This window comes from Microbacterium sp. (assembly GCF_026393345.1).
Lineage (GTDB): Bacteria > Actinomycetota > Actinomycetes > Actinomycetales > Microbacteriaceae > Microbacterium.
Genome location: NZ_JAPLAI010000056.1, coordinates 17,461 through 40,269 on the forward strand (window position 1 = coordinate 17,461; position 22,809 = coordinate 40,269).

At 71.0% G+C, this 22,809-nt stretch carries 19 protein-coding genes and 2 pseudogenes; 17 read left to right on the plus strand and 4 right to left on the minus strand.

The features are described from left to right. Nucleotides 1-3 precede the first annotated feature (3 nt). The 8 genes and pseudogenes from NT132_RS11270 to NT132_RS11300 all read left to right on the plus strand — a co-directional run bounded on the left by NT132_RS11270 (nt 4) and on the right by NT132_RS11300 (nt 6,887). A complete protein-coding gene (locus tag NT132_RS11270; RefSeq protein ID WP_297788782.1) occupies nt 4-939 on the plus strand; it encodes a zinc ABC transporter substrate-binding protein in 936 nt (311 codons plus the stop codon). Continuing rightward, nucleotides 936-1,763 carry a metal ABC transporter ATP-binding protein gene (locus tag NT132_RS11275; RefSeq protein ID WP_297788785.1) on the plus strand — a complete coding sequence of 276 codons (828 nt, stop codon included), beginning with the start codon at nt 936-938 and terminating at the stop codon, nt 1,761-1,763. Before NT132_RS11270 ends, NT132_RS11275 begins: the two co-directional genes overlap by 4 nt. Then, on the plus strand, nt 1,760-2,620 hold the full coding sequence (locus NT132_RS11280) for a metal ABC transporter permease (RefSeq protein ID WP_297788788.1): 861 nt from the start codon (nt 1,760-1,762) through the stop codon (nt 2,618-2,620). Before NT132_RS11275 ends, NT132_RS11280 begins: the two co-directional genes overlap by 4 nt. A 60-nt stretch (nt 2,621-2,680) precedes the next feature. Further along, entirely contained in the window at nt 2,681-3,094 is a 414-nt protein-coding gene (locus tag NT132_RS11285) for a Fur family transcriptional regulator (protein ID WP_297788791.1), read from the plus strand. After that, nucleotides 3,072-4,106, plus strand: a pseudogene (locus NT132_RS14380) (permease); the annotation flags it as partial. The gene NT132_RS11285 and the pseudogene NT132_RS14380, both read left to right, overlap by 23 nt. Nucleotides 4,107-4,136: 30 nt before the next feature. Continuing rightward, the gene (locus tag NT132_RS14385; RefSeq protein ID WP_366940403.1) at nt 4,137-4,823 is read left to right on the plus strand and encodes a TIGR03943 family protein; all 687 of its coding nucleotides are present in this window, start codon (nt 4,137-4,139) and stop codon (nt 4,821-4,823) included. Then, nucleotides 4,813-6,219 (plus strand): hypothetical protein, encoded by a 1,407-nt coding sequence (locus NT132_RS11295; RefSeq protein ID WP_297788797.1) that lies wholly within the window; start codon nt 4,813-4,815, stop codon nt 6,217-6,219. Before NT132_RS14385 ends, NT132_RS11295 begins: the two co-directional genes overlap by 11 nt. Next, nucleotides 6,216-6,887 carry a DNA-3-methyladenine glycosylase gene (locus NT132_RS11300; protein WP_297788800.1) on the plus strand — a complete coding sequence of 224 codons (672 nt, stop codon included), beginning with the start codon at nt 6,216-6,218 and terminating at the stop codon, nt 6,885-6,887. The genes NT132_RS11295 and NT132_RS11300 overlap by 4 nt, the downstream gene beginning before the upstream one ends. Nucleotides 6,888-6,989: 102 nt before the next feature. On the opposite strand, the gene NT132_RS11305 is transcribed toward NT132_RS11300, so the two are convergent. After that, complete coding sequence (locus NT132_RS11305) at nt 6,990-7,592, minus strand: TetR family transcriptional regulator (RefSeq protein WP_297788802.1); 603 nt, start codon at nt 7,590-7,592, stop codon at nt 6,990-6,992. A 91-nt stretch (nt 7,593-7,683) separates the two neighbouring features. Here NT132_RS11305 and NT132_RS11310 point away from each other — a divergent pair, with 91 nt between their 5' ends. From NT132_RS11310 to NT132_RS11345, 8 genes are all read left to right on the plus strand, one after another. Continuing rightward, on the plus strand, nt 7,684-8,982 hold the full coding sequence (locus NT132_RS11310; RefSeq protein ID WP_297788805.1) for a glycosyltransferase: 1,299 nt from the start codon (nt 7,684-7,686) through the stop codon (nt 8,980-8,982). Nucleotides 8,983-9,083: 101 nt separating this feature from the next. Beyond that, the gene (locus NT132_RS11315; RefSeq protein WP_297788808.1) at nt 9,084-10,481 is read left to right on the plus strand and encodes an FAD-binding oxidoreductase; all 1,398 of its coding nucleotides are present in this window, start codon (nt 9,084-9,086) and stop codon (nt 10,479-10,481) included. 115 nt (nt 10,482-10,596) lie between these two features. Continuing rightward, a complete protein-coding gene (locus tag NT132_RS11320) occupies nt 10,597-15,456 on the plus strand; it encodes a fibronectin type III domain-containing protein (RefSeq protein WP_297788811.1) in 4,860 nt (1,619 codons plus the stop codon). Between the two features lie 304 nt (nt 15,457-15,760). Beyond that, the gene (gene rpmB, locus NT132_RS11325; protein WP_297788814.1) at nt 15,761-15,997 is read left to right on the plus strand and encodes a 50S ribosomal protein L28; all 237 of its coding nucleotides are present in this window, start codon (nt 15,761-15,763) and stop codon (nt 15,995-15,997) included. Next, nucleotides 15,997-16,167 (plus strand): 50S ribosomal protein L33, encoded by a 171-nt coding sequence (rpmG, locus tag NT132_RS11330; protein WP_297788817.1) that lies wholly within the window; start codon nt 15,997-15,999, stop codon nt 16,165-16,167. The genes rpmB and rpmG overlap by 1 nt, the downstream gene beginning before the upstream one ends. A 4-nt stretch (nt 16,168-16,171) precedes the next feature. After that, complete coding sequence (gene rpsN / locus NT132_RS11335; RefSeq protein WP_297788820.1) at nt 16,172-16,477, plus strand: 30S ribosomal protein S14; 306 nt, start codon at nt 16,172-16,174, stop codon at nt 16,475-16,477. A gap of 386 nt (nt 16,478-16,863) precedes the next feature. Further along, the gene (locus tag NT132_RS11340; protein ID WP_297788822.1) at nt 16,864-17,151 is read left to right on the plus strand and encodes an HU family DNA-binding protein; all 288 of its coding nucleotides are present in this window, start codon (nt 16,864-16,866) and stop codon (nt 17,149-17,151) included. 91 nt (nt 17,152-17,242) lie between these two features. Then, on the plus strand, nt 17,243-19,207 hold the full coding sequence (locus tag NT132_RS11345) for a cytochrome c oxidase assembly protein (RefSeq protein ID WP_297788920.1): 1,965 nt from the start codon (nt 17,243-17,245) through the stop codon (nt 19,205-19,207). A 2-nt stretch (nt 19,208-19,209) separates the two neighbouring features. On the opposite strand, the gene NT132_RS11350 is transcribed toward NT132_RS11345, so the two are convergent. Continuing rightward, nucleotides 19,210-20,262 carry a hypothetical protein gene (locus NT132_RS11350; RefSeq protein WP_297788825.1) on the minus strand — a complete coding sequence of 351 codons (1,053 nt, stop codon included), beginning with the start codon at nt 20,260-20,262 and terminating at the stop codon, nt 19,210-19,212. A gap of 122 nt (nt 20,263-20,384) precedes the next feature. On the opposite strand from NT132_RS11350, the pseudogene NT132_RS11355 reads away from it, so the two are divergent. After that, nucleotides 20,385-21,702, plus strand: a pseudogene (locus tag NT132_RS11355) (DEAD/DEAH box helicase). A gap of 27 nt (nt 21,703-21,729) precedes the next feature. Here NT132_RS11355 and NT132_RS11360 read toward each other — a convergent pair. Together NT132_RS11360 and NT132_RS11365 are read right to left on the minus strand one after the other, a co-directional pair. After that, nucleotides 21,730-22,383 carry a heme oxygenase (biliverdin-producing) gene (locus tag NT132_RS11360; RefSeq protein WP_297788828.1) on the minus strand — a complete coding sequence of 218 codons (654 nt, stop codon included), beginning with the start codon at nt 22,381-22,383 and terminating at the stop codon, nt 21,730-21,732. Nucleotides 22,384-22,458: 75 nt separating this feature from the next. Beyond that, nucleotides 22,459-22,767, minus strand: coding sequence for a DUF2470 domain-containing protein (locus tag NT132_RS11365; RefSeq protein WP_297788831.1), 309 nt, complete (start codon nt 22,765-22,767; stop codon nt 22,459-22,461). Between the last annotated feature and the right edge of the window lie 42 nt (nt 22,768-22,809).

Genomic DNA, 22,809 nt, shown 5'->3' on the forward strand with positions numbered 1-22,809 from the left:
GTCATGCCCCCGATCCGTCGTCTCGTCGTCGTCCCCGCGCTCGCCGCTGCCCTGACCCTCGCCGGCTGCGCTGCGAGCCCCTCCGCATCCGACGACGGCACGTTCACGATCGTCACCTCCACCACGGTGTACGCGCAGATCGCCGAGGAGATCGCGGGGGATGCGGCCACCGTCACCCCGATCGTCGACTCCGCGAGCCGGGATCCGCACGAGTACGAGGCCACCGCGACCGACCAGCTCACCGTCGCTTCGGCCGACCTGATCGTCGTCAACGGCGGCGGCTACGACACGTTCGTGGACACCCTCGTCGACGCCACCGGCTCGACGGCGCCGGTCATCGTCGCGGTCGACTCCTCGCCGGCCTGGATCGAGGCCTCGGGCGGTGACCACGATGGCGCCGACGAGCACGACCACGCCATCAACGAACACGTCTGGTACGACCCGGAGGCCATGCGTGCCCTCGCCGCGGCGATCGCCGACGAGCTCGGCACGCTGCTGCCCGCCGACGCCGACGCGTTCGACAGCAACCTCGCCGACTTCGCCGCCGGGCTGGACGAGCTCGACGCGGGGCTCGCCGACATCGCCGCGGCCCACACCGGCGCCGAGGTCTTCGCCACCGAGCCCGTCGCCGGCTACCTCCTCGCCGCCGCGGGCCTCGACGATGTCACGCCCGCAGACTTCAGCGAAGCCGTGGAGGAGGGCCAGGACGTCCCGCCCGCCACCCTCCTCGACGTGCTGTCCCTCCTCGGCGACGGCCGGCTGAGCGTCGTCGTCGCTAATGCGCAGACCGGCGGCGCGGAGACCACGGCCGTCATCGATGCGGCGACGGATGCGGGGATTTCGGTCCTGGAGTTCACGGAAACGCTCCCGGACGGTCAGACTTACCTGCAGTGGATGCAGCAGAACGTCACCGACCTCGCCGAGGCACTGACGCCGTGACCGCCGGCGACAGTCCCTTGCGCATCACGTCCGCCGCGCTCAAACGCGACGGACGTGAGCTGTGGAGCGGCCTCGACCTGGACGTGAAACCGGGCGAGATGATCGCGGTGCTCGGCCCGAGCGGGGCCGGCAAGACCACCCTGCTGCGCGCCATCCTGGGCCTCGACCGGCTCAGCTCCGGTCGCATCGAAGCGCTCGGCCAGCCCGTCCGCCGGGCCGGAAATCGTCGCATCGGCTACATCCCGCAGCAGCGACCGCTGCCCCGGCACACGTCGCTGCGCGGCCGCGATCTCGTCTCGCTGGGTGTCGAGGGGCACCGGTTCGGTCTGCCCTTCCCCCGCCGTGGCGACCGCGAACGCGTGGACGCGCTCATCGACGCCGTCGGCGCCGGCTCCTTCGCCGACCGCCCGGTCGGGGTGCTCTCCGGCGGCGAGCAGCAGCGGCTGCGGGTCGGGCAGGCACTCGCCGACGACCCCGGGCTGCTGCTGTGCGACGAGCCGCTGACGAGCCTCGACCTCGCCAACCAGCAGGCCGTCGTCTCCCTCATCGACCGCCACCGGCGCGAACGGGGCGCCGGGGTACTGCTGGTCACGCACGACATCAATCCGGTGCTCGGCAAGGTGGACCGCATCCTCTACCTGGCCGGCGGCCGGTTCACGCTCGGCACCCCGGACGAGGTGCTCACCTCTCGCACCCTCACCGAGCTGTACGGCGCTCCCGTCTTCGTCCTGCGTGCGGGCGACCGGCTCGTTGTCGTCGGGGCGCCGGATGCGGCCGAAACCCACCATCACCACGCGCACGAGCATCCGGAGGCCGGGCTGTGAACTGGTCCGACGTCGGGGACGCCCTGTTCGGCGGGGTGGCGCAGTACGGCGCGATCCTCGCCCTGGTCCAGAACTCGGTGTGGGCGGGTGCGGTGCTCGGCATCGTCGGCGGACTCATCGGCGTCTTCGTCATCCAGCGCGACATGTCCTTCGCGGTGCACGGCATCAGCGAGCTGTCCTTCGCCGGGGCGGCGGCGGCGCTCCTCCTCGGCGTCGACGTCGTCACCGGCTCACTGATCGGCTCGCTCCTCGCCGCCGTCCTCATCGGCTGGCTCGGCGCCCGCGCCCGCGACCGGAACTCCATCATCGGGGTGCTCATGCCGTTCGGCCTCGGCCTCGGCATCCTCTTCCTGTCGCTCTACAGCGGCCGGAGCGCCAACCGGTTCAGCCTGCTCACCGGCCAGATCGTGTCGGTGCAGAGCGGTCAGCTGGGCGTGCTGATCGTGCTGTCCGCCGTGGTCCTCGTGGGCCTGCTGCTCATCTGGCGCCCGCTGCGCTTCGACTCGCTCGACCCGCAGTCCGCCGCCGCGCGCGGGGTTCCGAGCCGGTGGGTATCGCTCGGGTTCATGCTGCTGCTCGGGCTCGTCGTCGCCGTCGCCGTGCACATCATCGGTGCACTGCTCGTGATGGCGCTGCTCGTCACCCCCGCGGCCGCCGCGATGCGCGTCGCCACCGGACCGCTCGCGGTCCCCGTGCTCGCGGCCGTGTTCGGCGTCGTCTCCGCGGTGGGCGGGATCCTTCTCGCCGTCGCGGGCACGCTGCCCGTGAGCCCGTACATCACCACGGTGTCGTTCGTGATCTACCTGGTGTGCCGCGCGATCGGCGCGCGCCGCGACCGGGTGGCGGTGACCGAGTGATGCGCCAGGGCGACGCATTTCCCTGCCGCCGCTCAGAGGGTCGTCGGTAGACTCGGCGCCATGGCTCAGCGCAACACCTGGCAGCGCGAGCGCGTCCGTGAAGAGCTGAACGACGCGCGTGGGTTCCTCAGCGCGCAAGAACTGCACGCCCGGCTCCGCGAGGCCGACACCGGCATCGGGCTTGCCACCGTGTACCGGGCGCTGGCGACTCTCGCCGCCGACGGTGCCGCCGATTCACTGCAGAGCCCGGAGGGCGAGAGCCTCTACCGCGCGTGTGTCAGTACCGGTCACCACCACCACCTCATCTGCCGGTCCTGCGGCCTCGCCGTTGAGATCGAGGCGTCCGAGGTGGAGCAGTGGGCGCAGCGCACCGCGGCTCGGCACGGGTTCAGCCGGGCCGAGCATGTGGTGGACATCTTCGGCCTGTGCGCGGCGTGTGCCAAGGCTGCGGATGCCGAGCGTGTCGACGCGTAGCCCGTTCGTCCCGAAGACCGCGAAGGTGCCCGTCCGCGGGGCGGGGGCCGTGGCCGGCCTGGGTGTGGGCGTGGCGGCGATCGCCGTGCTCGTCGTCATCGACGTGTTCGCGCCGCAGCTGCTGCCGGGGTCGGTCCCGTCGCGCCTGCAGGACGGCCTGACGCTCGCCCTCAGCGTTCTGATCGAATCGATGCCGTTCGTCGCCCTCGGGGTGGGGCTGTCGATCCTCGTGCAGGTCTGGGTGCCCGCAGGCGTCCTGGAGCGATGGATGCCGCGGCGCGCGTGGGCGCGGCGCGCGGTGCTGTCGCTCCTCGGCATGGTCATCCCGGTGTGCGAATGCGGGAACGTGCCGTTCGCGCGCGGCCTGCTGCTGCGCGGCTTCACCGTGTCCGAGACGCTCACGTTCCTGATCGCCGCGCCGATCGTGAATCCGATCGTGATCATCACGACGCATCAGGCGTTCGGGTTCTCCGACGGCGTGCTCGTCGCGCGACTCCTCGGCGGGTTCGCGGTCGCGAACCTCCTCGGCTGGCTGTACAGCCGGCATCCGTCGCCCGACGCGCTGCTGACCGACCGCTTCCGCGCCACCTGCGAGATCGTCGGTGCCGAGACCGGCGGCCGTGGCCGGCGGAGCCTCGCGCAACTGGTCGTGGAATTCCGCGCGGTGATGCCGGCGCTCGTCATCGGATCGGCGCTCGCCGGCGCCGTGCAGGTGCTCGTCCCCCGCGACGCGCTGCTCGCGATCGGTTCGAACCCGCTGCTGTCGATCGTGGCGATGATGGCGCTGGCGATGGTCGTGTCGATCTGCTCGAACGTGGATGCGTTCTTCGCGCTGTCCTTCGCCGCCACCTTCACCCCCGGGTCGCTCGTGGCGTTCCTCGTCACCGGGCCGCTCGTCGACGTGAAGATGATCGCGCTGCTGCGGACCACCTTCACCACCCGCACCCTCGTCGGGATCGTCGCGGTCGTGCTGGTGTTCGCGTTCGCGCTGGGAACGGTGGTGAACCGGCTCGGCGTGGGGCTCGCCGCGAGCCTTTCCGTCGTGACCCTGGGCCTTGCCGCCACCGGCCGGATCGGCCTGTACATCAACCCGGACTCCGCGTGGTTCGCGGTCGGTATGGCCGTGCTGACGCTCGTCGGTGCCGCGGCCAGCTTCGTCCTCCCGCTCGGCGCTGAGGACGACCACGGACATGACCATGACCGTGCCTCCTCGCGTGCGAGGGGAGCCGGGCTCGGGCGCGCAGCGACGGTCGCGGGGGGTGTCCTCGCCACCGCCCTGGTCCTCGGGATGCTCGTCCTGCCGCCGGCATCCCTGTCGGCCGAGCTCGCGGCATCGCGCGACGCCGGCACCGCGCCGTTGTTCGCCGGGGCGGACACCGTCGCGCTGGCGACGCAGGGCGACACGTCCGCGTTCGGCGTGGGCGACTGGGCGAGCGTGTTCGCCACCGCGACCGACCCGGGGTCGTTCGACGGCGAGGCGGTCACCCTCACCGGGTTCGTGGGGCCGGGCGACGCCGACGGGTTCGCCCTCACCCGCCTCGTCATCACCCACTGCGTGATCGACGCACAGGCCGCCGCGGTGCCGGTCGCGGGCGCCGAGACCTCGTTCGCCGCGGGGCAATGGGTCACCGTGGCCGGGACCGTTCACACCGCACCCGGTGGCGGACTCGAGATCCTCGCGTCGGAGATCACCCCGGTCGACGAACCGGCGGAGCCGTATGAGTACTGACCGTCCGTCGCGCCGTTCCCACCGCGACAGCCGGCGTCGCCGCGGCTACCTGGGCGCGTTCGCCCTGGTCCTCGGCGGTCTCGTCGTCGTCGGCGCGGGCGCGGGGGCCGCGGTCGCGCTGCAGGGCCCCCGCGTCACGGCGGAGCAGTTCGATCCGCAGGCGGCTATCACCGCATCCGGGTCCCGCCTGATCCTGACCACGAGCCAGGCGCTCGCCGACATCGATCCGTCGCAGGTCACCGTCAGCCCCGATATCGAGACCACCGTCGCGACGTCCGGCCGGGCGATCGGCCTCCGGTTCGCTCTGCCGCTCTACGACGACACCACCTACACCGTCACGATCACGGGGGTCACCGGTGTCGGCGGCGGACCCGCCGCGACCATCACGCGCACATTCCACACGCCCACGCTCGAGGTGTTCATGCTGAGCCGCGGGGACGACGAGGACACCATCTACCGCACGGGACTCACCGGCACCGAGGCGGAGCCGGTGTTCACCCACACGCACATCGAGGACTTCCGCGCGACCGCCTCCGCGCTGGTCGTCTCGGTCCGCACGGACGACGACCTCCCCGCGCTCATCGTCACCGATCTCGCCGGCGAGGATGCGCGGGACCTCCCGCTCCCGGGCGACGGCACCGGGACGGTCGCCGAGCTGCAGAGCGCGGACCGCGGCGACGTCATCGGCTACACCTACACCGACGCGGACATGTCGGCCGACGGGGCCCAGGCCAGCGTCCTGTACACCGCCTCGGTGAAGCGGGCGGATGCGGACGCCGCGCCGACGCCGATCCGAGTGGGGGAGGATGCGGTCAGCGCCGCGTCTTGGCGATTCGTGCCCGACACCGACCGCATCCTGGTGCTGAGCTTCGAAGGGCGACTACTGCTCGCCCCGCCGGACGGCAGCGATGTCGTCGACCTCGGCGACGCGGCCGGCATCCAGGGCATCGCGCGCGGGTCCGCTACGGCGGTCATCCAGCGCGTCGACGGCCTCTATGAGGTGGATCTGTCGGACGGCACCGCAGAGCCGCTCGTCACGGCCGACGGGATCGACGGCTACCTCGGTCGCGTCGCGCCGCTCCCGGGTGGCACCACGCTGCAGCAGTTCACCTCGAACGACCAGACCGCGGTCTACCGGGTCGATGCCGACGGCGCCGCCCGCGCCGTCTTCCAGGCGGCGGGCACGGACGCCCTGCTGCAGACCTGCGTGTCGCCGTCGGGGCGCTACGGCGCGTTCCTCGTGCAGCCGGATGCGGCCGATAACCCGTACCGCACCGGATACGACCTGCCGGTGCCGGCATCCGTCGACACGCACGTGATCGACCTCGACGACGGCTCGACGGTGTCGGTGCTCGCAGCCTTCGCCATCTCGTGGTGTCAGGGGCCGGTGTCGTGACGGCGCTCCGACCCGCGACCCGCGACGCGCTGAGCGACCTGCCGCTGCACGTCGCGCCGCGACTGTTGGGCGGGCATCTGGTCACGGTCGTCGACGGCGACGAGGTCGCGCTGCGGATCACCGAGGTCGAGGCCTATCACGGGCAGGGGACTGGGGATATCCCCGACCCCGGCTCGCACGCCCGGATGGGACCCACCGCCCGGAACGCCACGATGTGGGGGGAGTCCGGGCACCTGTACGTCTACCTGAGCCACGGCATCCACTCCTGCGTAAACGTGGTCAGCGGGCCCGTCGGCGTCGCGGGTGGGATTCTGCTGCGCGGCGGTGAGGTGATCGAGGGGCAGGAGGCGGCGACCCGCCGCCGCCTCGCCCGCCGGGGTGTCGTCCGCGCGCCGCGAGACCTCGCCCGCGGGCCCGGGCGACTCGGCGACGCCGTGGGCCTCCGGCATCCCGTGCACGACGGCATCGACGCGGTCACGGGCGCCGAGCAGGCCGGAGCGGTGGCGCGGCTGCTGCTGCCGGTCGCCCCCCTCGCGGCCTACGCGAGCGGACCGCGCGTCGGCGTCGCGGGAGTTGCGGGCACCTCGGCGTTCCCGTGGCGGTTCTGGATCCCGGGTGACCCGACCGTGTCGCCGTTTCGTCCCGGCCGCGGAGCCGTCGAGGCCTGAGCCCGCAGGCCCCCGCCGAGACCACATCCGATCGCCGAGACCACATCCGATCGAATGTGGTCTCGCGGAACGGATGTGGTCTCGGCGATAGACGGGGTGCCGTCAGTCCTGCATCACCAGACGCTCCACGGCAGTGGTGACCCACGCACGGTAAGCGGCCTCCGACCAGCCGGACTCGATCACGAGCTGTGTGTGACCTTCGGGGGAGATGAGGAACGAGAAGGCGCTCGCCAGCTCGTCGTCCGGACGGGTGCTGTGGCACACGCCCTTCTCGCGCAGCATCGCGATGCCCGCGAGCATGTCCTGGCGCCGGCTCACCTGCAGCAGCTCCAGCCGCTTCGCCACCTCCGCATCACCCGATGCCGCATCCAGCACGCGGGGCCAGAGCCGGGCCACCCGGGCGTTGGCGGACGCGATGAAATCGACGAGGTACGGCAGGAACTCCGGCCCGGGCATGGCGGCGGCCTGCTCGCCGAACTCCCGGGCGTGCAGCGGCCCCTCGCCCTCGGCGCCGGAGAACGCGTGATCGAACGCGGCGAGCAGCAGCGCCGCCTTCGGCCCGTGCTGCTTGACCGTCTCCAGCGACACCCCCGCCGCGGTCGCGATGCGGGCCAGCGACGCGCCGGAGTATCCCTGCTCGCCGAAGACGAGGACGGCGGCGTCCAGGATGCGGCGGCGGGTGTCGGCGGCTTGCGCTTCGCGCAACGGAGAAACGTAGGGAGACACTTATTGACTTTCCTCTAGGGGTAGTGAATACTTCAGGAGTTCTTTCAACATCCTAACAGTCAGGCCTCCGATGCTTTCCGTCCTCATCTGCACCACCCCGGTTCACGGTCATGTCGCGCCCACGCTCGCCGTCGCCCGGAACCTCGCCGCGGCCGGCCACGACGTCCGGGTGCTCACCGGTGCGCGGTATCGCGACGCCGTCGAAAACGCTGGCGCCCGCTGGATCCCGCTCCCCGCGGAGGCCGACTACGACGACCGCGCCATGGATGCGGCCTTCCCCGGCCGCGTCGGGCTGACCGGGGTTGCCGCCGCCCGCTGGGATCTGCAGCACATCTTCCTCGAGCCGGCCCCGGCGCAGCTCCGCGCGGTCGATGAACAGCTGCGCGCCCAGCACACCGACGTCGTGCTCGCCGAGAGCATGTTCCTCGGCGGGATGCTGCTGCTGTGCCGACCCGCCGGCGAACGGCCGCCGGTGGTGAACCTCGGCATCGTGCCGTTGGGCCTGCGTAGCCGGGACACCGCGCCCTTCGCGCTGGGGATTCCGCCACTGCCCGGACCCGTCGGCCGCGCCCGCAATGCCTTCCTGTCGTGGACAACCGAGCGGTTCGTGTTCAGCGAGCTGCAGCGCACGGGCGAGCGGATGGTGCGGGAGATCGTGGGCTCCGAGCTGCGGGAGGCCGTGATGAACTATCCCGCACTGGCCGACGCCGTGGTGCAGTTCAGTGTTCCCGAGTTCGAGTACCCCCGCAGCGATCTGAGGACGCCGGTGCACTTCGTGGGGCCGGTCTCACTCGCCGATGCCTCCACGACGGCCCTGCCCGAGTGGTGGGACGAGATCGAGCAGGAGACCCGCCCGATCGTCCACGTCACCCAGGGCACCGTCGCGAACGCGCACCTCGAGGATCTCGTCCTCCCGACGCTCGAGGCGCTCGCCGACCGAGACGTGCTCGTCGTGGCCACCGCCGGCGGCCGCGACCTTCCCGCTGGCTCGCTGCCGGCGAACGCGCGGATCGCGAGCTTCCTGCCGTACGACCGGCTCTTCCCGCGGCTCAGCGCGCTCGTCACCAACGGCGGGTACGGCGGCGTCCACTACGCCCTCGCTCACGGCGTGCCCATCCTCGCCACCGGCAACACCGAGGACAAGGCGGAGGTCGCCGCCCGGGTGGCCTGGAGCGGTGCCGGGCTGCGCCTGCAGCCGCGCCGCGGGCGCCTCGCCCCCGCGCCGCTGCGCCGCGCCGTCGACCGCCTCTTGGCCGAGCCGTCGTTCGCACAGCACGCCCGGCGGATCGGCGACGCCATCGCCGCGGCGCCCGGCCCCGCCGGCGTCGACCGTGTGCTCCGCGACCTCGCCGGCTCCTCGGTCCGCTGACGCCGCAGGGTCTGGCGCGCGCCTTCGCTGCGGCACCCTCGACGCATCCGTCGTGTGCCCACCCCTCCCTCCCTTCCCCCCTCGCCCAGAAAGAACTCGTGATGACCGCGCACGACCCCGCATCCACCCCCGACGCCGGCATCCTCCCCGGCGATCACCTGGAACGCCTCCGCACCCGGGTGACCGGCACCGTGGTGCTACCCGGCGACCCCGACTGGGACGACGCCCGCCGGGCGTGGCAGCTGCTGGCCGACCAGCATCCGGCCGCCGTGGTGTACGCCGCCACCGAGCAGGACGTCGTCGCCACCGTGGCGACCGCACGGAAGCTCGGGCTCAGCGTCGCACCGCAGGGCACCGGCCACGCCGCCACCGCGATCCCGTCGCTGCGGGACACGATCCTGCTGCGCACACGTGCCCTCGACACGATCGAGATCAACCCGGAGACCGAGCGCGCCCGCGTCGGCGCCGGCGCCGTGTGGTCGCAGGTCGTGGGCGCGGCAGCGGAGCACGGCCTCGCCGCCGTCGCGGGGATGGCGCCCTCGGTCGGCGTCACCGGCTTCACCCTCGGCGGCGGCGTCGGCTGGCTGGCGCGGTCGCACGGCCTGGCGGCGAACAGCATCCGCGCCCTCGACGTGGTCGACGCGCACGGTCGATCGCTGCACGTGGACGCCGCACGGCACGCCGATCTGTTCTGGGCCGCACGGGGCGGTGTCGCGCCGGTGGTCGTGACCGGGCTCGAGCTGCAGCTGTATCCGATCGACGAGATCGTCGCGGGGGGCCTGATGTGGCCGCTCGAGCGGGCGCCGGAGATCGCGCACGCCTGGCGGGACTGGGCGCAGACGCTGCCGGACGGTGTCACCTCGCTCGTCCGGGTACTTCGCTATCCGCCCATCCCCGAGATCCCGGAGTTTCTCCGCGGCCGGTCGTTCGTCGCGGTGGAGGCGGCAATCCAGGCCGATGCCGATGCCGCCGACAGCCTCCTACAGCCGCTGCGTGCGCTCGGCCCTGAGCTGGATTCCGTGCGCCCGATGTCGCCCGCCGACCTGGCCAGCGTGCACGGCGACCCCGACCAGCCGAGCCCCGCGTACGGCGAGAGTGTCGTGCTGAGCGAGCTCACCCCGGACGCGCTGGAGGCGTTCCTGGACGCGGCGCTCGCACCGTCGTCGACCTCGCTGCTCTCGATCGAGCTGCGACACCTCGGCGGGATGCTGACCCCCGGACGTACCGGCGGCGGCGCCGTCGCATCGATCGACGGCGCCGGTTTGGTCTACAGCGTCGGGATCGTGCCGTTCCCCGAGGCGCAGGGCCCCGTCCGCTCCGCGGCCGCGGCCGTGATCGAACGCCTCGCGCCGTACGCCGCGGACGCGGTCGTGAAGAACTTCACCGACACCCCCGAGGCCGCCACCGCACTGTACGGCGCCGCCGTCGAACGGCTCCGTGCGGTGGTGGCCGCATGGGACCCGGAACGTGTCATCCGCACCGGACACCCGCTGGACTGATCCGACCCATAACCCCTTCCCTCGGCCGTCCCCCCTGTCCTCCCCGAACGCACACCCGGCCCGCGCGGACAGCGCGTGGGCCGGGCGGTGCCCCCTGCCCGGAAAGCACCCGCTCATGTCACTTCTTCCCCTGTCCCGCCGTCTGCTCGCGTGGATCGCTGCGCCTCTCATCGCCGGCCTCGTGCTCGGCCTCGGCATCGCCGTGCTGCCCGGCGGGCCATTCACGCCCGCGGCACGTGCCGCGGAGAGCGCGGACTGCGCCTGCGAGCAGATCGGTCCGTTCGTCGCTCCCGATCCGGGTGTCGCCCCGGCGTATACGCGCCGCGCGGACAACCTCGCGACGTCGCCCTCGGGGGAGTACGAGATCGTCGTCGCACAGACCACCGGCACGATCTATCGCGCGGGTGACCGCAACCGGCCGCTGACGGTGCTGCCGATGAGCGGGACCGACCGCCGCTGGGGGTTCGGCCCCGACGAAGACCGGTTCCTCACCTGGACCCTGGGTGCGGGTCAGATGATCGCCTGGCAGCTGTACGACCTGAGCGGCTCCACCGGCAAGGTCATCGCGAGCGACTCAGGCGTCACGGCGTCGAGCATCAACTTCGCCTTCAGCGCGAACGGGGAACGACTGATCGTCGGCGCGGTGCAGGGAAACACCGAACAGCGCCTGTCCGTGTACTCCGCCCGCGCCGGGGGTCAGCCCCTGGTGACCGACAGCGCGCCCATCGTCTTTCCCGCATCCGACCCGGGTGGGATGGGCGGCGACTCGGGAGCGCCGTCCGCCGCGCGAAACGTCGAAGCGACGGTGCCGAAGAAAACGACGGACATCGAGATCACCTGGGATGAGCCGTACTACCAGGGCGACGGGGCCATCACGGGCTACCAGCTGCTCGTCGATCCCATCGCCCCCGAAGCCTCGCAGCGGGTGGACGTCGGAGCCCGCCACATCCGGCTCACCGGCTACACGCCGGGGGTGAAGTACACGTTCGAGCTGCGCATCGTGAACCGATGGGGGAAGAAGAGCGCGCCCGTGGAAGTGACCGCGAAGATTCCGCTCCCGAAGCCGCAACCCACGCCCACCCCCACTCCGACTCGGCCCGGCCTCGCTGCGACGGACGAGCCGGCGGACGAGCCGGCGGACGGCACGGATCCCGGCACCGAGAGAGATGAGCCGGGTGACACGGGCCAGACGCCGCCCCCGAGCACGCCGCCGTTGAGCACGCGGCCATCCGAGTCCCCCTCGGGCGCTCCGTCCGCGACTCCGTCGGACGAAACGCCTGCCCCGAGCACGCCGCCGACGGGGGAGCCGGTGCCCGACGCCACCGCACCTGAGGCCACCGTGCCCGAACGTGCGGCGGCAGGCACCGAGCCGGCCGACCGCACCGCATCGGTCCCCGAACCCACATCGGCCACGCGCCTCAGCATCGCGTCGGCCCTCAGCCGCACCTCCGGAACCGTGCGCTCGGCGGCGGCTGCCGACACCGGCGCCACCTCCGGGTGGGGTTTCAGCCCGGATGCGCGATTCCTGCTGATCGCCGACAGCGACGGCACCCGCCCCCGCGTGAAGATGTTCGACCTCGATTCCGGCAAGAAGACCCCGACCTTCACGACCTCCATCACCGAACCGAGCGCGCAGTGGTGGTTCAGTCCCTGCGGTGGCGTCTTGGGCATCCTGCAGCTGTCGCCCACCTTCAGCGGCTCGTACACGTTGACCGACAACGTGACCGGAAAGAGAGTCGCCGACGCGACCCGGCAGGCGAAGGCGAGCTACGGATTCTCCGTCGAGTCGGAGGGGGGCAGCATCCGGTACGTCACCTGGGCGGACGGAAAGGGCCGCGCACTGGCAACCGTCGCCGACTGCGGTGACCCGGTGCCGCCGCCCCCGCCGCCGCCCGCCGCCCCGACCGCGCTGGCGGCCACGGCAGCGATCGGCCGCGCGGTCGTGTCGTGGCAGCACCCCGCGACCGACCTGGATGCGTTCGAAATCACGCCGATCCACAACGGTGTGGCCCTCGCGCCGGTCACCGTCGACGGACGCCAGCGCACCGCCGTCGTCGGATCCGGCTCCGTACCGCTGACCTCCGGCAGCTATCGGTTCCGGGTGGCGGCCATCGATGACGAGCAGCGCAGCACGGACTCCACGCCATCCGCGGCCGTGATCGTCCGTTCCGGCGACGTCTGCGAGGCCGGCTGGACGACCGGCGCCGCCGAAGGGACGGCGCGGGGCGACGCGACCGCCGACGGCACGCGCGCATCCTTCACGTACACCGTCGCCGGGCGGACCGTCACCTTCCGCACCGCCACCGGGGCCGCGAGCGTCCTCGACGCCGGCTGGTGGAGCTCGACGTCGTATCCGGCCGGCACCGCCTCCCGGGTGGCGTCGGTCACGTACCCGAACTGGGGGGATTACCTGGCGTCCGTGACATCCACCGCTGCGGACGGCTCCGTCTCGATAGCGACTGCGGTGATCCACGTCGCACCGAAGAACCCGCCCGCCAACGACGCGTTCGCGAAGGCGACGGAACTGACCGGTACCGCCGGCACGTTCGACGCCGAGACGCGGTGGAGCACCTGCGAGCCGGGCGAGCCCGGCGGCGACCCCGCGAAACTCACGCAGTGGTTCGTCTACCAGGCGCCGGACGAGGGCGCGCTGCTGATCAGCGACCCCTTCTCGCAGGTCAACGCCTACCTCGGCGACACCCTGGCGACGCTGGAACCCGCCGGGGAGCGCCACACGAAGTACCCCTACTCGAGGATCCAGATTCTCGTGGACAAGGGTGACACCATCGCGCTGCAGGTGATCGGGTACGCCGGATCATCGGATCCGCTGGGTTTCACCGGGGCATGGCGCTTCTCAAGCCGGCCGGGGAACGACGACATCGCGGCCGCGACATCGCTCGATCCGACCGCCGACGCGATGCTGACCGGCGACCTGGGTGCCGCGGGCGTGCAGCCGGGTGAGCCGGATGCGTGCGGGGAGTGCGGCTCACCCACCGCGCAATCGGTCTGGTACCGGTGGACGGGCGGCTCGGATGCCTACCTGTGGTTCCGGACGTACGGGGGCACGTCGACGATCGACCTGTTCACCGCCGATCCGGACGGTGACTTCGGGATCGCACCGGTGGATGCCATCGTCAAGCCCAAGCTCGGGTATGCGGGACTGCGGCAGGAGCGCGGCCAGGAGTATTACCTGCGCGTGAGCCGTGACGAGTCGGACATCGCGCTCGTCTGGGACTCCACCTACCGGGTCGCCGTGCAGACCGCGCCGGAGAACGATCTGCTTCGTGACGCCGTCACCATCCGGGGAGCCGCCGGCGAGATCGCCGGGAACAGCCTGGGCGGGTACATCGAGGCGATCCCGCCGCAGCCCTCCGGCGCCGAATTCCGTTCCAGCATGGTCTGGTACGAGTGGACCGCCCCGGCCGACGGTCTCGTGAGCTTCACGGTGGATGCGGAGACCGACGAGATCGCCCGGCCCGAGGCGCTCGTCTTCCTGCCCGGCCCGGACGGCGCGGACCCGATTCTGCACGCGCCGGCCGTCCTCCCGAAACCCGAGACGTGGCGGAGCCCCCGCACGACCTTCGATGCCGAAAAGGGGCAGCGATACCTCGTCGCGGTCACCGGTATCTGGACCACGGCGTACTCCGGTATGACCGAGGGTGACTTCCTCCTGCGCTGGGGCGTCCCGACGACGCCCGGAGCGCCGGCGGACGTCGAGGCCTCAACCGCCGGCAGGCAGGGCGCGATCGACCTCGGGTGGGACCGGCCCGACGACGGCGGTGCAGACATCACCGGGTACCGCGTGACGGCGGAACCCGCCCTCCCGGAGGGCGCAGTCGTCCAGGTGAACGCCACTGAGCTCTCCGCACGGGTGTTCGGGCTGACCCCCGGCGTGGAGTACGAACTGCGCGTCGCCGCCGTGAACGTAATGGGGACCGGGGCGGCGGGCACGGTGACCGCCCAGCGTCCGGCCGGCGGCCTCACCCTCGACCCGCTGACCGTCAGCGTGCAGCCGGGCGCAACACTGGATGCGCAGTTGGTCGCCCGCGGCGGTACTGCGCCGTACACGTTCAGTGCATCCGCGACGGGACCGTGGATCACACTCGATCCCGCCACCGGGCGACTCTCGGGTGCCGCCCCGGCGGAGGAGGGCATCGTGCGGTTCGTCGCCACGGTCAGGGATGCGGACGGCTTCGAGTCGCGCCGCGAGGTCGCGGTGCAGGTCGACGCCGACGAGGCGGAGCCCACTCCGATCGAGGTGGAGATGCCGGAGGTGCCGGCGGGCGGCTGGTACGCCGACGACACGACCGTGGTCCTCACCGCGCCGGACCCGGATGCGGAGACCCCCGTCGCGCACTCCTCGCGCGGCGCCGCGCTTGCCGCCGAATCCGCCGCCACCGTCCATTGGCGCACCGATGGCGCACAGGCGGACGAAGGCTCTGCCGCCGGGCGAGCAGAGGTGACGATCAGGGCGGAGGGCGAGACGACACTGGCGTTCTGGGTGGATGACCCGGGGACCGCACGCACGATCACGATCCGCATCGACCGCGCCGCGCCGACGGTGACGATCGCCTCGCCCGCCGAGGGTGCGCTGTATTCCGCGGATGCGATCCCTGCACCCACGTTCACCTGCAGCGATCCGCTGTCGGGTGTCGCCTCCTGCGAGGTCGTCCCCGCGCCGCTCCGCGCGCTGCAGGGGGTTGTCACGCCCGAGGTGCGGCAGCTCGCGGTCCGTGCGACAGACCATGCCGGCAACACCGTCATCGTCACCCGCACCTACCGCGTCACCGATGCCGTGACGGCACCTCCCACGGGGCGGCCGCTGCTCGACCCGTCGCCGGGCGTGCGCGATACGTCGCACCCGGTCGTGGCCAGCACCGGGGCAGATCCCGTTATCCCCTCCGTTCTCGGCATCCTCGCGCTGCTGGTGGGGGTGGCCCTCGTCCGCGGTCGGCGACACGTCGGCCCGCGCTGACTCCCGCCCGGCACCCTGCCGAGACCACATCCGTTCGCCGAGACCCCATCGAAACGGATGTGGTCTCGCGCGGGGGATATGGTCTCGGCGGAGTGGGGTGGTCACCGTCAGGGCCAACCGACGGTGACCGCCGTCAAGGCCGACACGCCGTCCGTGCTAAACTCGTCGTTTGTCTGCGCGCACTCCTGCGTGTAGTTCGTACCCGCTTCTCCATCAGGTCGGAAACGACCGGGTGATCCGCGGGTGCAGACAAGGGATCTTGGGTGAAGCCGTCCGGTTTCACGGTACAGAAGGAGACATCACCATGGCAGCAGTGTGCCAGGTGACTGGAGCGGTTCCCGGCTTCGGTCACGCAATCTCGCACTCGCACCGTCGGACGAAGCGCCGCTTCGACCCGAACGTGCAGAAGAAGACCTATTTCGTTCCGTCGCTGGGCCGCAACATCAAGCTCAACGTGTCGGCGAAGGGCATCAAGGTCATTGACGCCCGCGGCATCGAGTCGGTCGTCAAGGACCTCCTCGCGAAGGGTGTGAAGCTCTAATGGCGAAGAAGGCCCAGGACGTTCGTCCGATCATCAAGCTGCGTTCGACCGCCGGCTCGGGGTACACCTACGTGACGCGCAAGAACCGCCGCAACAACCCCGACCGCATCGTGCTGAAGAAGTACGACCCGGTCGTCCGTAAGCACGTCGAATTCCGAGAGGAGCGCTGATCCCATGGCTAAGAAGAGCAAGATCGCGCGCAACGAGCAGCGCAAGGTGATCGTCGAGCGCTACGCCGCCAAGCGCGCCGAGCTGAAGAAGGCCCTCGTCTCCCCGACGTCGACCGACGAAGAGCGCGAAGCCGCCCGCCTGGGGCTGCAGAAGCTCCCCCGCAACGCATCGCCCATCCGTGTGCGTTCGCGCGACGTCATCGACGGCCGCCCCCGCGGTGTCCTCACGAAGTTCGGCATCTCGCGTGTCCGCTTCCGTGACATGGCACACCGCGGCGAGCTGCCCGGTGTCACCAAGTCCAGCTGGTGAGCTGACCACAGCATCCATCGATTGGCCGGGATCCCGTTCGGGGCCCCGGCCTTTCGCTTGCCCCCGAAGCGCCCCTCCGTGCTGCATGTCCCATTTTCTGTCGGTATGACCGGCTTAGAGCGGCAGAAAGTGGGACATGTTCTGCAGAAAGTGGGACATGCGCGGCGGCGGGAGAGGTGAGGCGACCGCGGCCGGAAGGCCGTTTCGGGACCGGATGCGGGTGAAACCGGGGTGACACGCCGTCACAGTGTGCGCGAAATGCCCCAAAATCCGCGGAATCACGCGGATCGCCGGTATATTCGAGCGCGGTCGACCCGACCAACCGGGAGTCCGCTTCCGGAACCACGTCAAGAAAAGGCGGCTCTCGCCGTCTGGAGGACATCCACATGGCCGACAAGTCCATCACCAAGACCGAGCTCGTCGCGAGCATCGCCAGCGCCACGGGTCAGAGCCAGTCCGCCGTGTCGAGCGTGCTCGACTCCCTCTTCACCACGGTCTCCGAGGCCGTCGCCAAGGGCAGCAAGGTCTCGATCCCCGGCTGGATCGCCTTCGAGCAGGTCGACACCGCCGCCCGCACCGGCCGCAACCCGCAGACCGGCGCCGAGATCGCCATCCCCGCGGGCAAGCGCGTCAAGGTGACCGCGGGTTCGAAGCTGAAGGCCGCCGTCAAGTAACGACGCCACGAACGCCGTCGTCAGACGGATGGGGGGACGCCGAGAGGCGTCCCCCTTTGTCATGCGCGCTTAGGCTGGAGGGGTGACCCCGATGCGCATCGCGGGCCCCGTGATCCTCGTGGTCACGGCGCTCGCCGCCCTGATCGCGGCGCTCGCCTACGGCGGGGGCGCCGCGCCGTTGGCGCTTGCCGATGCCGGGCCGGTGGTCCGGTGGGGTCTGCCGATCGCCACGCTCCTGGTGAACCTCTCCGCCGCGGTCATGGTCGGCTCCCTCGTCACCACGCTGTTCGCGCTGCGTCAGGGTGACCGAGCGTTCGACGCCGCGCTGGACACCGCATCCATCGCCGCGGCCGCGTTCACCGTCGCCGCGGCCGTCACCGGCTTCTTCACCTTCGTGAACGTGATGAACGCCAGCCCCAGTGCGGACGCCCTCTTCGGCCAGCAGCTCGGCCGGTTCCTGCTCGAGACCGAACTCGGCCGCACCTGGCTGATCACGACCGTGGCCGGTGCCACCCTCACCGTGCTCACCTTCGCCGTCCGGTCCTGGACCGCGACCCTCATCGTCGCGGTTCTCGCGCTCGCGAGCCTCGTCCCCATGGGAACGCAGGGTCACTCCGGGGAGCTGTCCAGCCACAACATGGCGACCGTGTCGCTCGTGCTGCACATCCTGGCTGCGGCGGTGTGGCTCGGCGGCGTCATCCTCATGGTCATCATCCGCCCGCTGCTCGGGCGCATCGAGCTGGTCGACGCGCTCCGCCGCTACTCCAGCATTGCCCTGCTCGCCTTCGTGGTCGTGGCGATCTCCGGCACGGTGCGCGCCGCCGTCGCCGTGGTCACCTGGGAGAACCTCCTCAGCCCCTACGGCGCGATTCTCGCGGTCAAGGTCGTCGCTCTCCTCGGCCTCGGGGTGCTGGGCGCCTGGTACCGCACCCGACTCATCCGGGCGATGGCGACGAAGGATGCCGCATCCCGCCGGTTCTGGGGACTCATCGGGCTCGAACTCGCGCTCATGGGCATCGCCAGCGGCGCCGCAGCCGCGCTCGCCCGCACCCCCACGCCGGCCGGAGAGGTCGTCGCGAACGTCAGCGACCCCGCGACCTTCCTCACCAACTCCCCGGTGCCCCCCGAGCTCGTGGGGCTCCGCTGGTTCACGGAGTGGGACGTCGACCTGCTGTGGGCGTTCGTCGTCGCGTTCGGGCTCTTCTTCTACCTCGCCGGGGTCCGCCGGCTCCGCCGCCGCGGCGACTCCTGGCCGCTCTATCGCACCGTGCTGTGGGTCCTCGGCATGCTGCTGCTGCTGTGGGTCACCTGCGGCCCGGTGAACGCCTACCAGGACTACCTGTTCAGCGTGCACATGCTCGGCCACATGCTGCTGACCATGGGCATCCCGCTGCTCCTCGTGCCCGGGTCTCCCATCACGCTGGCGCTCCGTGCGATCCGCAAGCGCACCGACGGCACCCGCGGTGCGCGGGAGTGGATCATGTGGGCGGTGCACACCCCGTTCGCGAAGGTCGTCACCCACCCGGTGTTCGCCGCAGGCATGTTCGTGGGCTCGCTCTGGCTGTTCTACTACAGCGACCTGTTCCGGTGGTCCCTCTACGACCACCTGGGTCACGAGTGGATGACGGTCCACTTCCTCATCACCGGGTACCTGTTCGTGCTCAGCCTCATCGGCATCGACCCCATCCCGTTCCGCTTCCCCTACGCGATGCGGCTCGTGACGCTCGTCGCCGTGATCGCGATGCACGCGTTCTTCGGTATCGCCATCATGATGCAGACCGGCCTGTTCGTCTCCGAATGGTTCGGCTCGATGGGGCGCACCTGGGGCGCGACTCCGCTCGAGGACCAGTACGTCGGCGGCGGGATCGCGTGGAGCATCGGCGAGATCCCGAGCGTCATCCTCGGCATCACGGTCGCGATCCAATGGAGTCGCAACGACGACCGTGCGCAGCGCCGCAGCGACCGGCATGCCGATCGCACCGGGGACGCCGAGCTCGAGGCGTACAACGCGCGACTGGCGCAGCTGGCCGAGCGGGACGCCCGCGTCCCCCGCTGAACTCAGCCCGCCTGGGCGCCGCCGATGCGGATCGACGCGGTGCCGTCGTCGAGCACCTCGATGGTGCCGTTCACGAGGAACGGGACGTCCTCGGACACGTCGCGGTACGCACCGCTGGCGATGGACCGCACCCCGACCTCGATGTGCGCGACGGCCCCGGTGTCCGGGATCCGCCAGCCGGCACCGTCGGCGACCAGGGTGACCAGCGGCTGCTGCACGATCGACCAGGTCGGCAGCTTCTCGACGCGGTTGTTCACGACGTAGCCGAACGGGCACCCGGTGGGCTGCAGCACCTCCTGGGTCGCGCACGCGGTGAGGAACTCCTCCACCCGCTGCTGCACCAGGTCGGTGAACTCGACCGTTGGCCGTGCGTCCACCTCGACCGGGACGCTGCGCATCGGGGCGTTCGAGATGACCGCGACGCCGTCCGCTTCGGCCATGGCGGTGTCGACCGAGACAGCGTAGATGCCGGGGGAGAAGACGAGGAGCGGGAGGGATGCGGACGGGTCGGCGTCGACGCCGTCTACCGAAACCTGCCGCTTGTCCACCACGAAGTCGTTGACCGCGAAGACCATCGACCCCGTCACCTGGAGTTCCACGACCGCCAGCGGGCTCTGCGAGAACCGCCAGGCGGGGGCCACCCCGATCACGCCGTCCGAGCGCACCCGGAAGTCGACGTCGCCGTCATGGCCGCCGGCGACGAAGTGCACCCCGACGACGACATCCTCGCCGTCGACGGTCTCCGAGGTGATGCGGGCGTCGCGGAGGTTACCGAGCGCGGCGCGGCGCAGCAACGCATCGGATGCGGTGGGCGGCAGTCCCGCCGCCTCGAGCTCGGCGGAATCCAGGGCGACGCCGGGTAGGGCCAGGGCGTCGGCCGCGCGCCCGTCCTCGAGCAGCGACAGGTACCGCTGCACGAACGCCGACGGGCTGTAGAACTCCCGGTAGAGGGCGCCCGCCCCGGCCAGCAGGGCGCCGACCAGCAGAACGCCCACGAGCGCGAGCAGCGTGAGATCCCGCGCCACCCGCGGCCGCTTCCCCTGGCGCTCTCCCACCTGCACAGTCTAGGAAGGCTGGCGGGCAGAATCGGGTACGCGCTCCTGTGGACAGACGCGGTTCGTCACAGCGGGGCGCGGGAGCGTCGGCCCACGGCATCCTGCCGCCTACCATGGAGCAGGTGAACACCGTCGCGCTGTCTGCCGAACAGGAGGCGCTGTTCCGTCTCATCGAGGACACCCGCGAGCACGTGTTCATCACCGGGCGCGCCGGCACCGGCAAGTCCACGCTGCTGCAGCACCTGTCGTGGAACACGAGCAAGCAGATCGCCGTGTGCGCGCCGACCGGGGTCGCCGCGCTGAACGTGGAGGGACAGACGATCCACTCCCTGTTCCGGCTCCCGATCGGACTCATCGCGGGCAGCGACATCGAGCAGAACGACGCCACCCGCAAGATCCTGAACGCCATCGACACGCTCGTGATCGACGAGGTGTCGATGGTCTCCGCCGACCTCATGGACGGCATGGACCGGGCGCTGCGACAGGCGCGTGGCAAACGCGGCGAGCCGTTCGGCGGGGTGCAGGTGGTCATGTTCGGCGACCCGTACCAGCTCGCCCCGGTCCCGCCCCGAGGCGACGAGCTGCGGTACATGCGCGACCACTACCGCTCGTCGTGGTTCTTCGATGCACACGTGTGGGCGGGGGAGGAAAGCGGTGACGGGCTCGTCGACCTCGGCCGGCACGGCGCGCAGCTGCGGATCGTGGAGCTGCGCCACATCCACCGTCAGGCCGACGACGGGTTCAAGGCGCTGCTGAACGCGGTCCGCCACGGCCAGGTCACAGCCGACATGGCCAAGATCCTCAACGACACCGGCGCGCGCCGGCCGCCAGAGCAGGGCGCTGACGACCCGCCCATCATCACGCTCGCCACCCGGAACGACATCGTCAACACGATCAACCGGCGCCACCATCAACGGCGACTTCGGGCGGGGGGAGGCGGCTTTCCCCGCCGACGCGCAGCTGCAGCTGAAGGTGGGGGCGCAGGTCATGTTCCTCCGCAACGACGTGCAGCCGTTCGGTGAGGGCCCGCGCTGGGTCAACGGCACCATCGGCACCGTCACCCGCATCACCGGCGGCAGCGTGCGCGTCGAGGTCGACGGGGTACAGCACGACGTGGAGCCCGCCGTGTGGGAGAGGTTCCGCTACGCGTACGACCCCGCATCCCGAAAGCTCAGTCGCGACATCGTGGCGGAGTTCACGCAGTTCCCGCTCCGGCTGGCCTGGGCGGTCACGATCCACAAGTCGCAGGGAAAGACGTACGACCGCGCCATCATCGACCTCGGCTCCGGGGCGTTCGCGGCGGGCCAGACCTATGTCGCACTGTCCCGGCTGACATCGCTCGACGGGCTCTACCTGTCGCGGCCGCTGCGTCCGAGCGACGTGCGCGTCGACCCGGATGTGCAGCGGTTCATGCGAGACGCCCGCGCCGCCGCATCCTGACCCCTGTCACGTAGGGGATGCGGTCGCTCAGGCGACCTGGGATTCCTTCGCGCGGGCGAGATCTTCGAACAGCTCCGTGTTGAATCGATAGGCGAGGAGCACCTCGTCGATCACGCGCTCCTGCTCGTCCTGCGCCCACGGGGTGGCATCGAGCTGCTCGCGGTAGGTGTCCTTGAACGCCTTCGGGTCGGCGATGTCGTTGAAGAGGTAGAACCCGATGCCGTTGGTGTCGAAGCCGAAGCGACGCGCCATGAGCTTGCCGATGAACTGGCCGCCCGACAGGTCGCCGAGGTAGCGGGTGTAGTGGTGCGCCACGAATCCGCCCGGCCAGGTCGCGCCGACCTGGTTGATCCGGTCCACGTACCGCTGCGTGGTCGGCAGCGGCTCGATGCGCTCGCGCCAGTCCGGACCGAGGAGGAACTCGAGGTCGGCCTCCAGCGCGGGCAGCCGCGTCAAGCGGTCGGAGATGAATCCGGCGGCGATCGGGTCGGCTTTCATCCGCGCCGCCGTCGACTCGAGGGCCTCGTAGATGAACCAGTGCTGGGCGACCAGCGCGACGTAGTCGTCACGAGTCCCCTCGCCCTTCATCAGGTCGGACATGAATCCGGCGCTCTCGCTGCCCGAGTGGGCGCCCGCGGAACGCTCGCGTAGGGCGCTGGAGAAAGGGATCGGCTCGCTCATGCGGCCCATCATACCTTCAGGTAAGCAGAACCTAACAACCTCGGTGTCGAACAATGTCGACGCGGACCCCGCGGGTCAGTGGGGGCGCGGTTCGACGCCCAATCGCGCGCAGGCCGCGTCGTACAGCGCGACGATCTCGCGACGCACCTCACGACGCTCGGTGATGGCGCCCCCCGGCCACGGCACGTGCAGCTCGTTCTCGCCGCCGCCGGCGCTCGTGACCAGCCAGGTGCCCCCGTCGCCGTCGAACCCGGTCATCACCGAGCCGAGCACATCCGCGTCGGGACCGAACGCGCGAGCGATCAGCAGGTTGTCCTCGGGGTGGTCGGAATTCATGTGCCCGAGCACACCGGCCAGAGCGTCGTCGTCGAAAAGATGCGGCATGTGTCCAGGCTAGGACCATCGTGATGGTGCTGTGATCTGCGT

What these genes read in the sequence shown, in the direction of transcription:
- NT132_RS11320 (WP_297788811.1), top strand. Translation starts at nt 10,597, where the DNA reads ATGTCACTTCTTCCCCTGTCCCGCCGTCTGCTCGCGTGGATCGCTGCG.
- NT132_RS11315 (WP_297788808.1), top strand. Translation starts at nt 9,084, where the DNA reads ATGACCGCGCACGACCCCGCATCCACCCCCGACGCCGGCATCCTCCCC.
- NT132_RS11310 (WP_297788805.1), top strand. Translation starts at nt 7,684, where the DNA reads ATGCTTTCCGTCCTCATCTGCACCACCCCGGTTCACGGTCATGTCGCG.
- NT132_RS11285 (WP_297788791.1), top strand. Translation starts at nt 2,681, where the DNA reads ATGGCTCAGCGCAACACCTGGCAGCGCGAGCGCGTCCGTGAAGAGCTG.
- rpmB (WP_297788814.1), top strand. Translation starts at nt 15,761, where the DNA reads ATGGCAGCAGTGTGCCAGGTGACTGGAGCGGTTCCCGGCTTCGGTCAC.
- NT132_RS11345 (WP_297788920.1), top strand. Translation starts at nt 17,243, where the DNA reads ATGCGCATCGCGGGCCCCGTGATCCTCGTGGTCACGGCGCTCGCCGCC.
- NT132_RS11340 (WP_297788822.1), top strand. Translation starts at nt 16,864, where the DNA reads ATGGCCGACAAGTCCATCACCAAGACCGAGCTCGTCGCGAGCATCGCC.
- NT132_RS11365 (WP_297788831.1), bottom strand. Translation starts at nt 22,767, where the DNA reads ATGCCGCATCTTTTCGACGACGACGCTCTGGCCGGTGTGCTCGGGCAC.
- NT132_RS11295 (WP_297788797.1), top strand. Translation starts at nt 4,813, where the DNA reads ATGAGTACTGACCGTCCGTCGCGCCGTTCCCACCGCGACAGCCGGCGT.
- NT132_RS11270 (WP_297788782.1), top strand. Translation starts at nt 4, where the DNA reads ATGCCCCCGATCCGTCGTCTCGTCGTCGTCCCCGCGCTCGCCGCTGCC.
- rpmG (WP_297788817.1), top strand. Translation starts at nt 15,997, where the DNA reads ATGGCGAAGAAGGCCCAGGACGTTCGTCCGATCATCAAGCTGCGTTCG.
- NT132_RS11360 (WP_297788828.1), bottom strand. Translation starts at nt 22,383, where the DNA reads ATGAGCGAGCCGATCCCTTTCTCCAGCGCCCTACGCGAGCGTTCCGCG.
- rpsN (WP_297788820.1), top strand. Translation starts at nt 16,172, where the DNA reads ATGGCTAAGAAGAGCAAGATCGCGCGCAACGAGCAGCGCAAGGTGATC.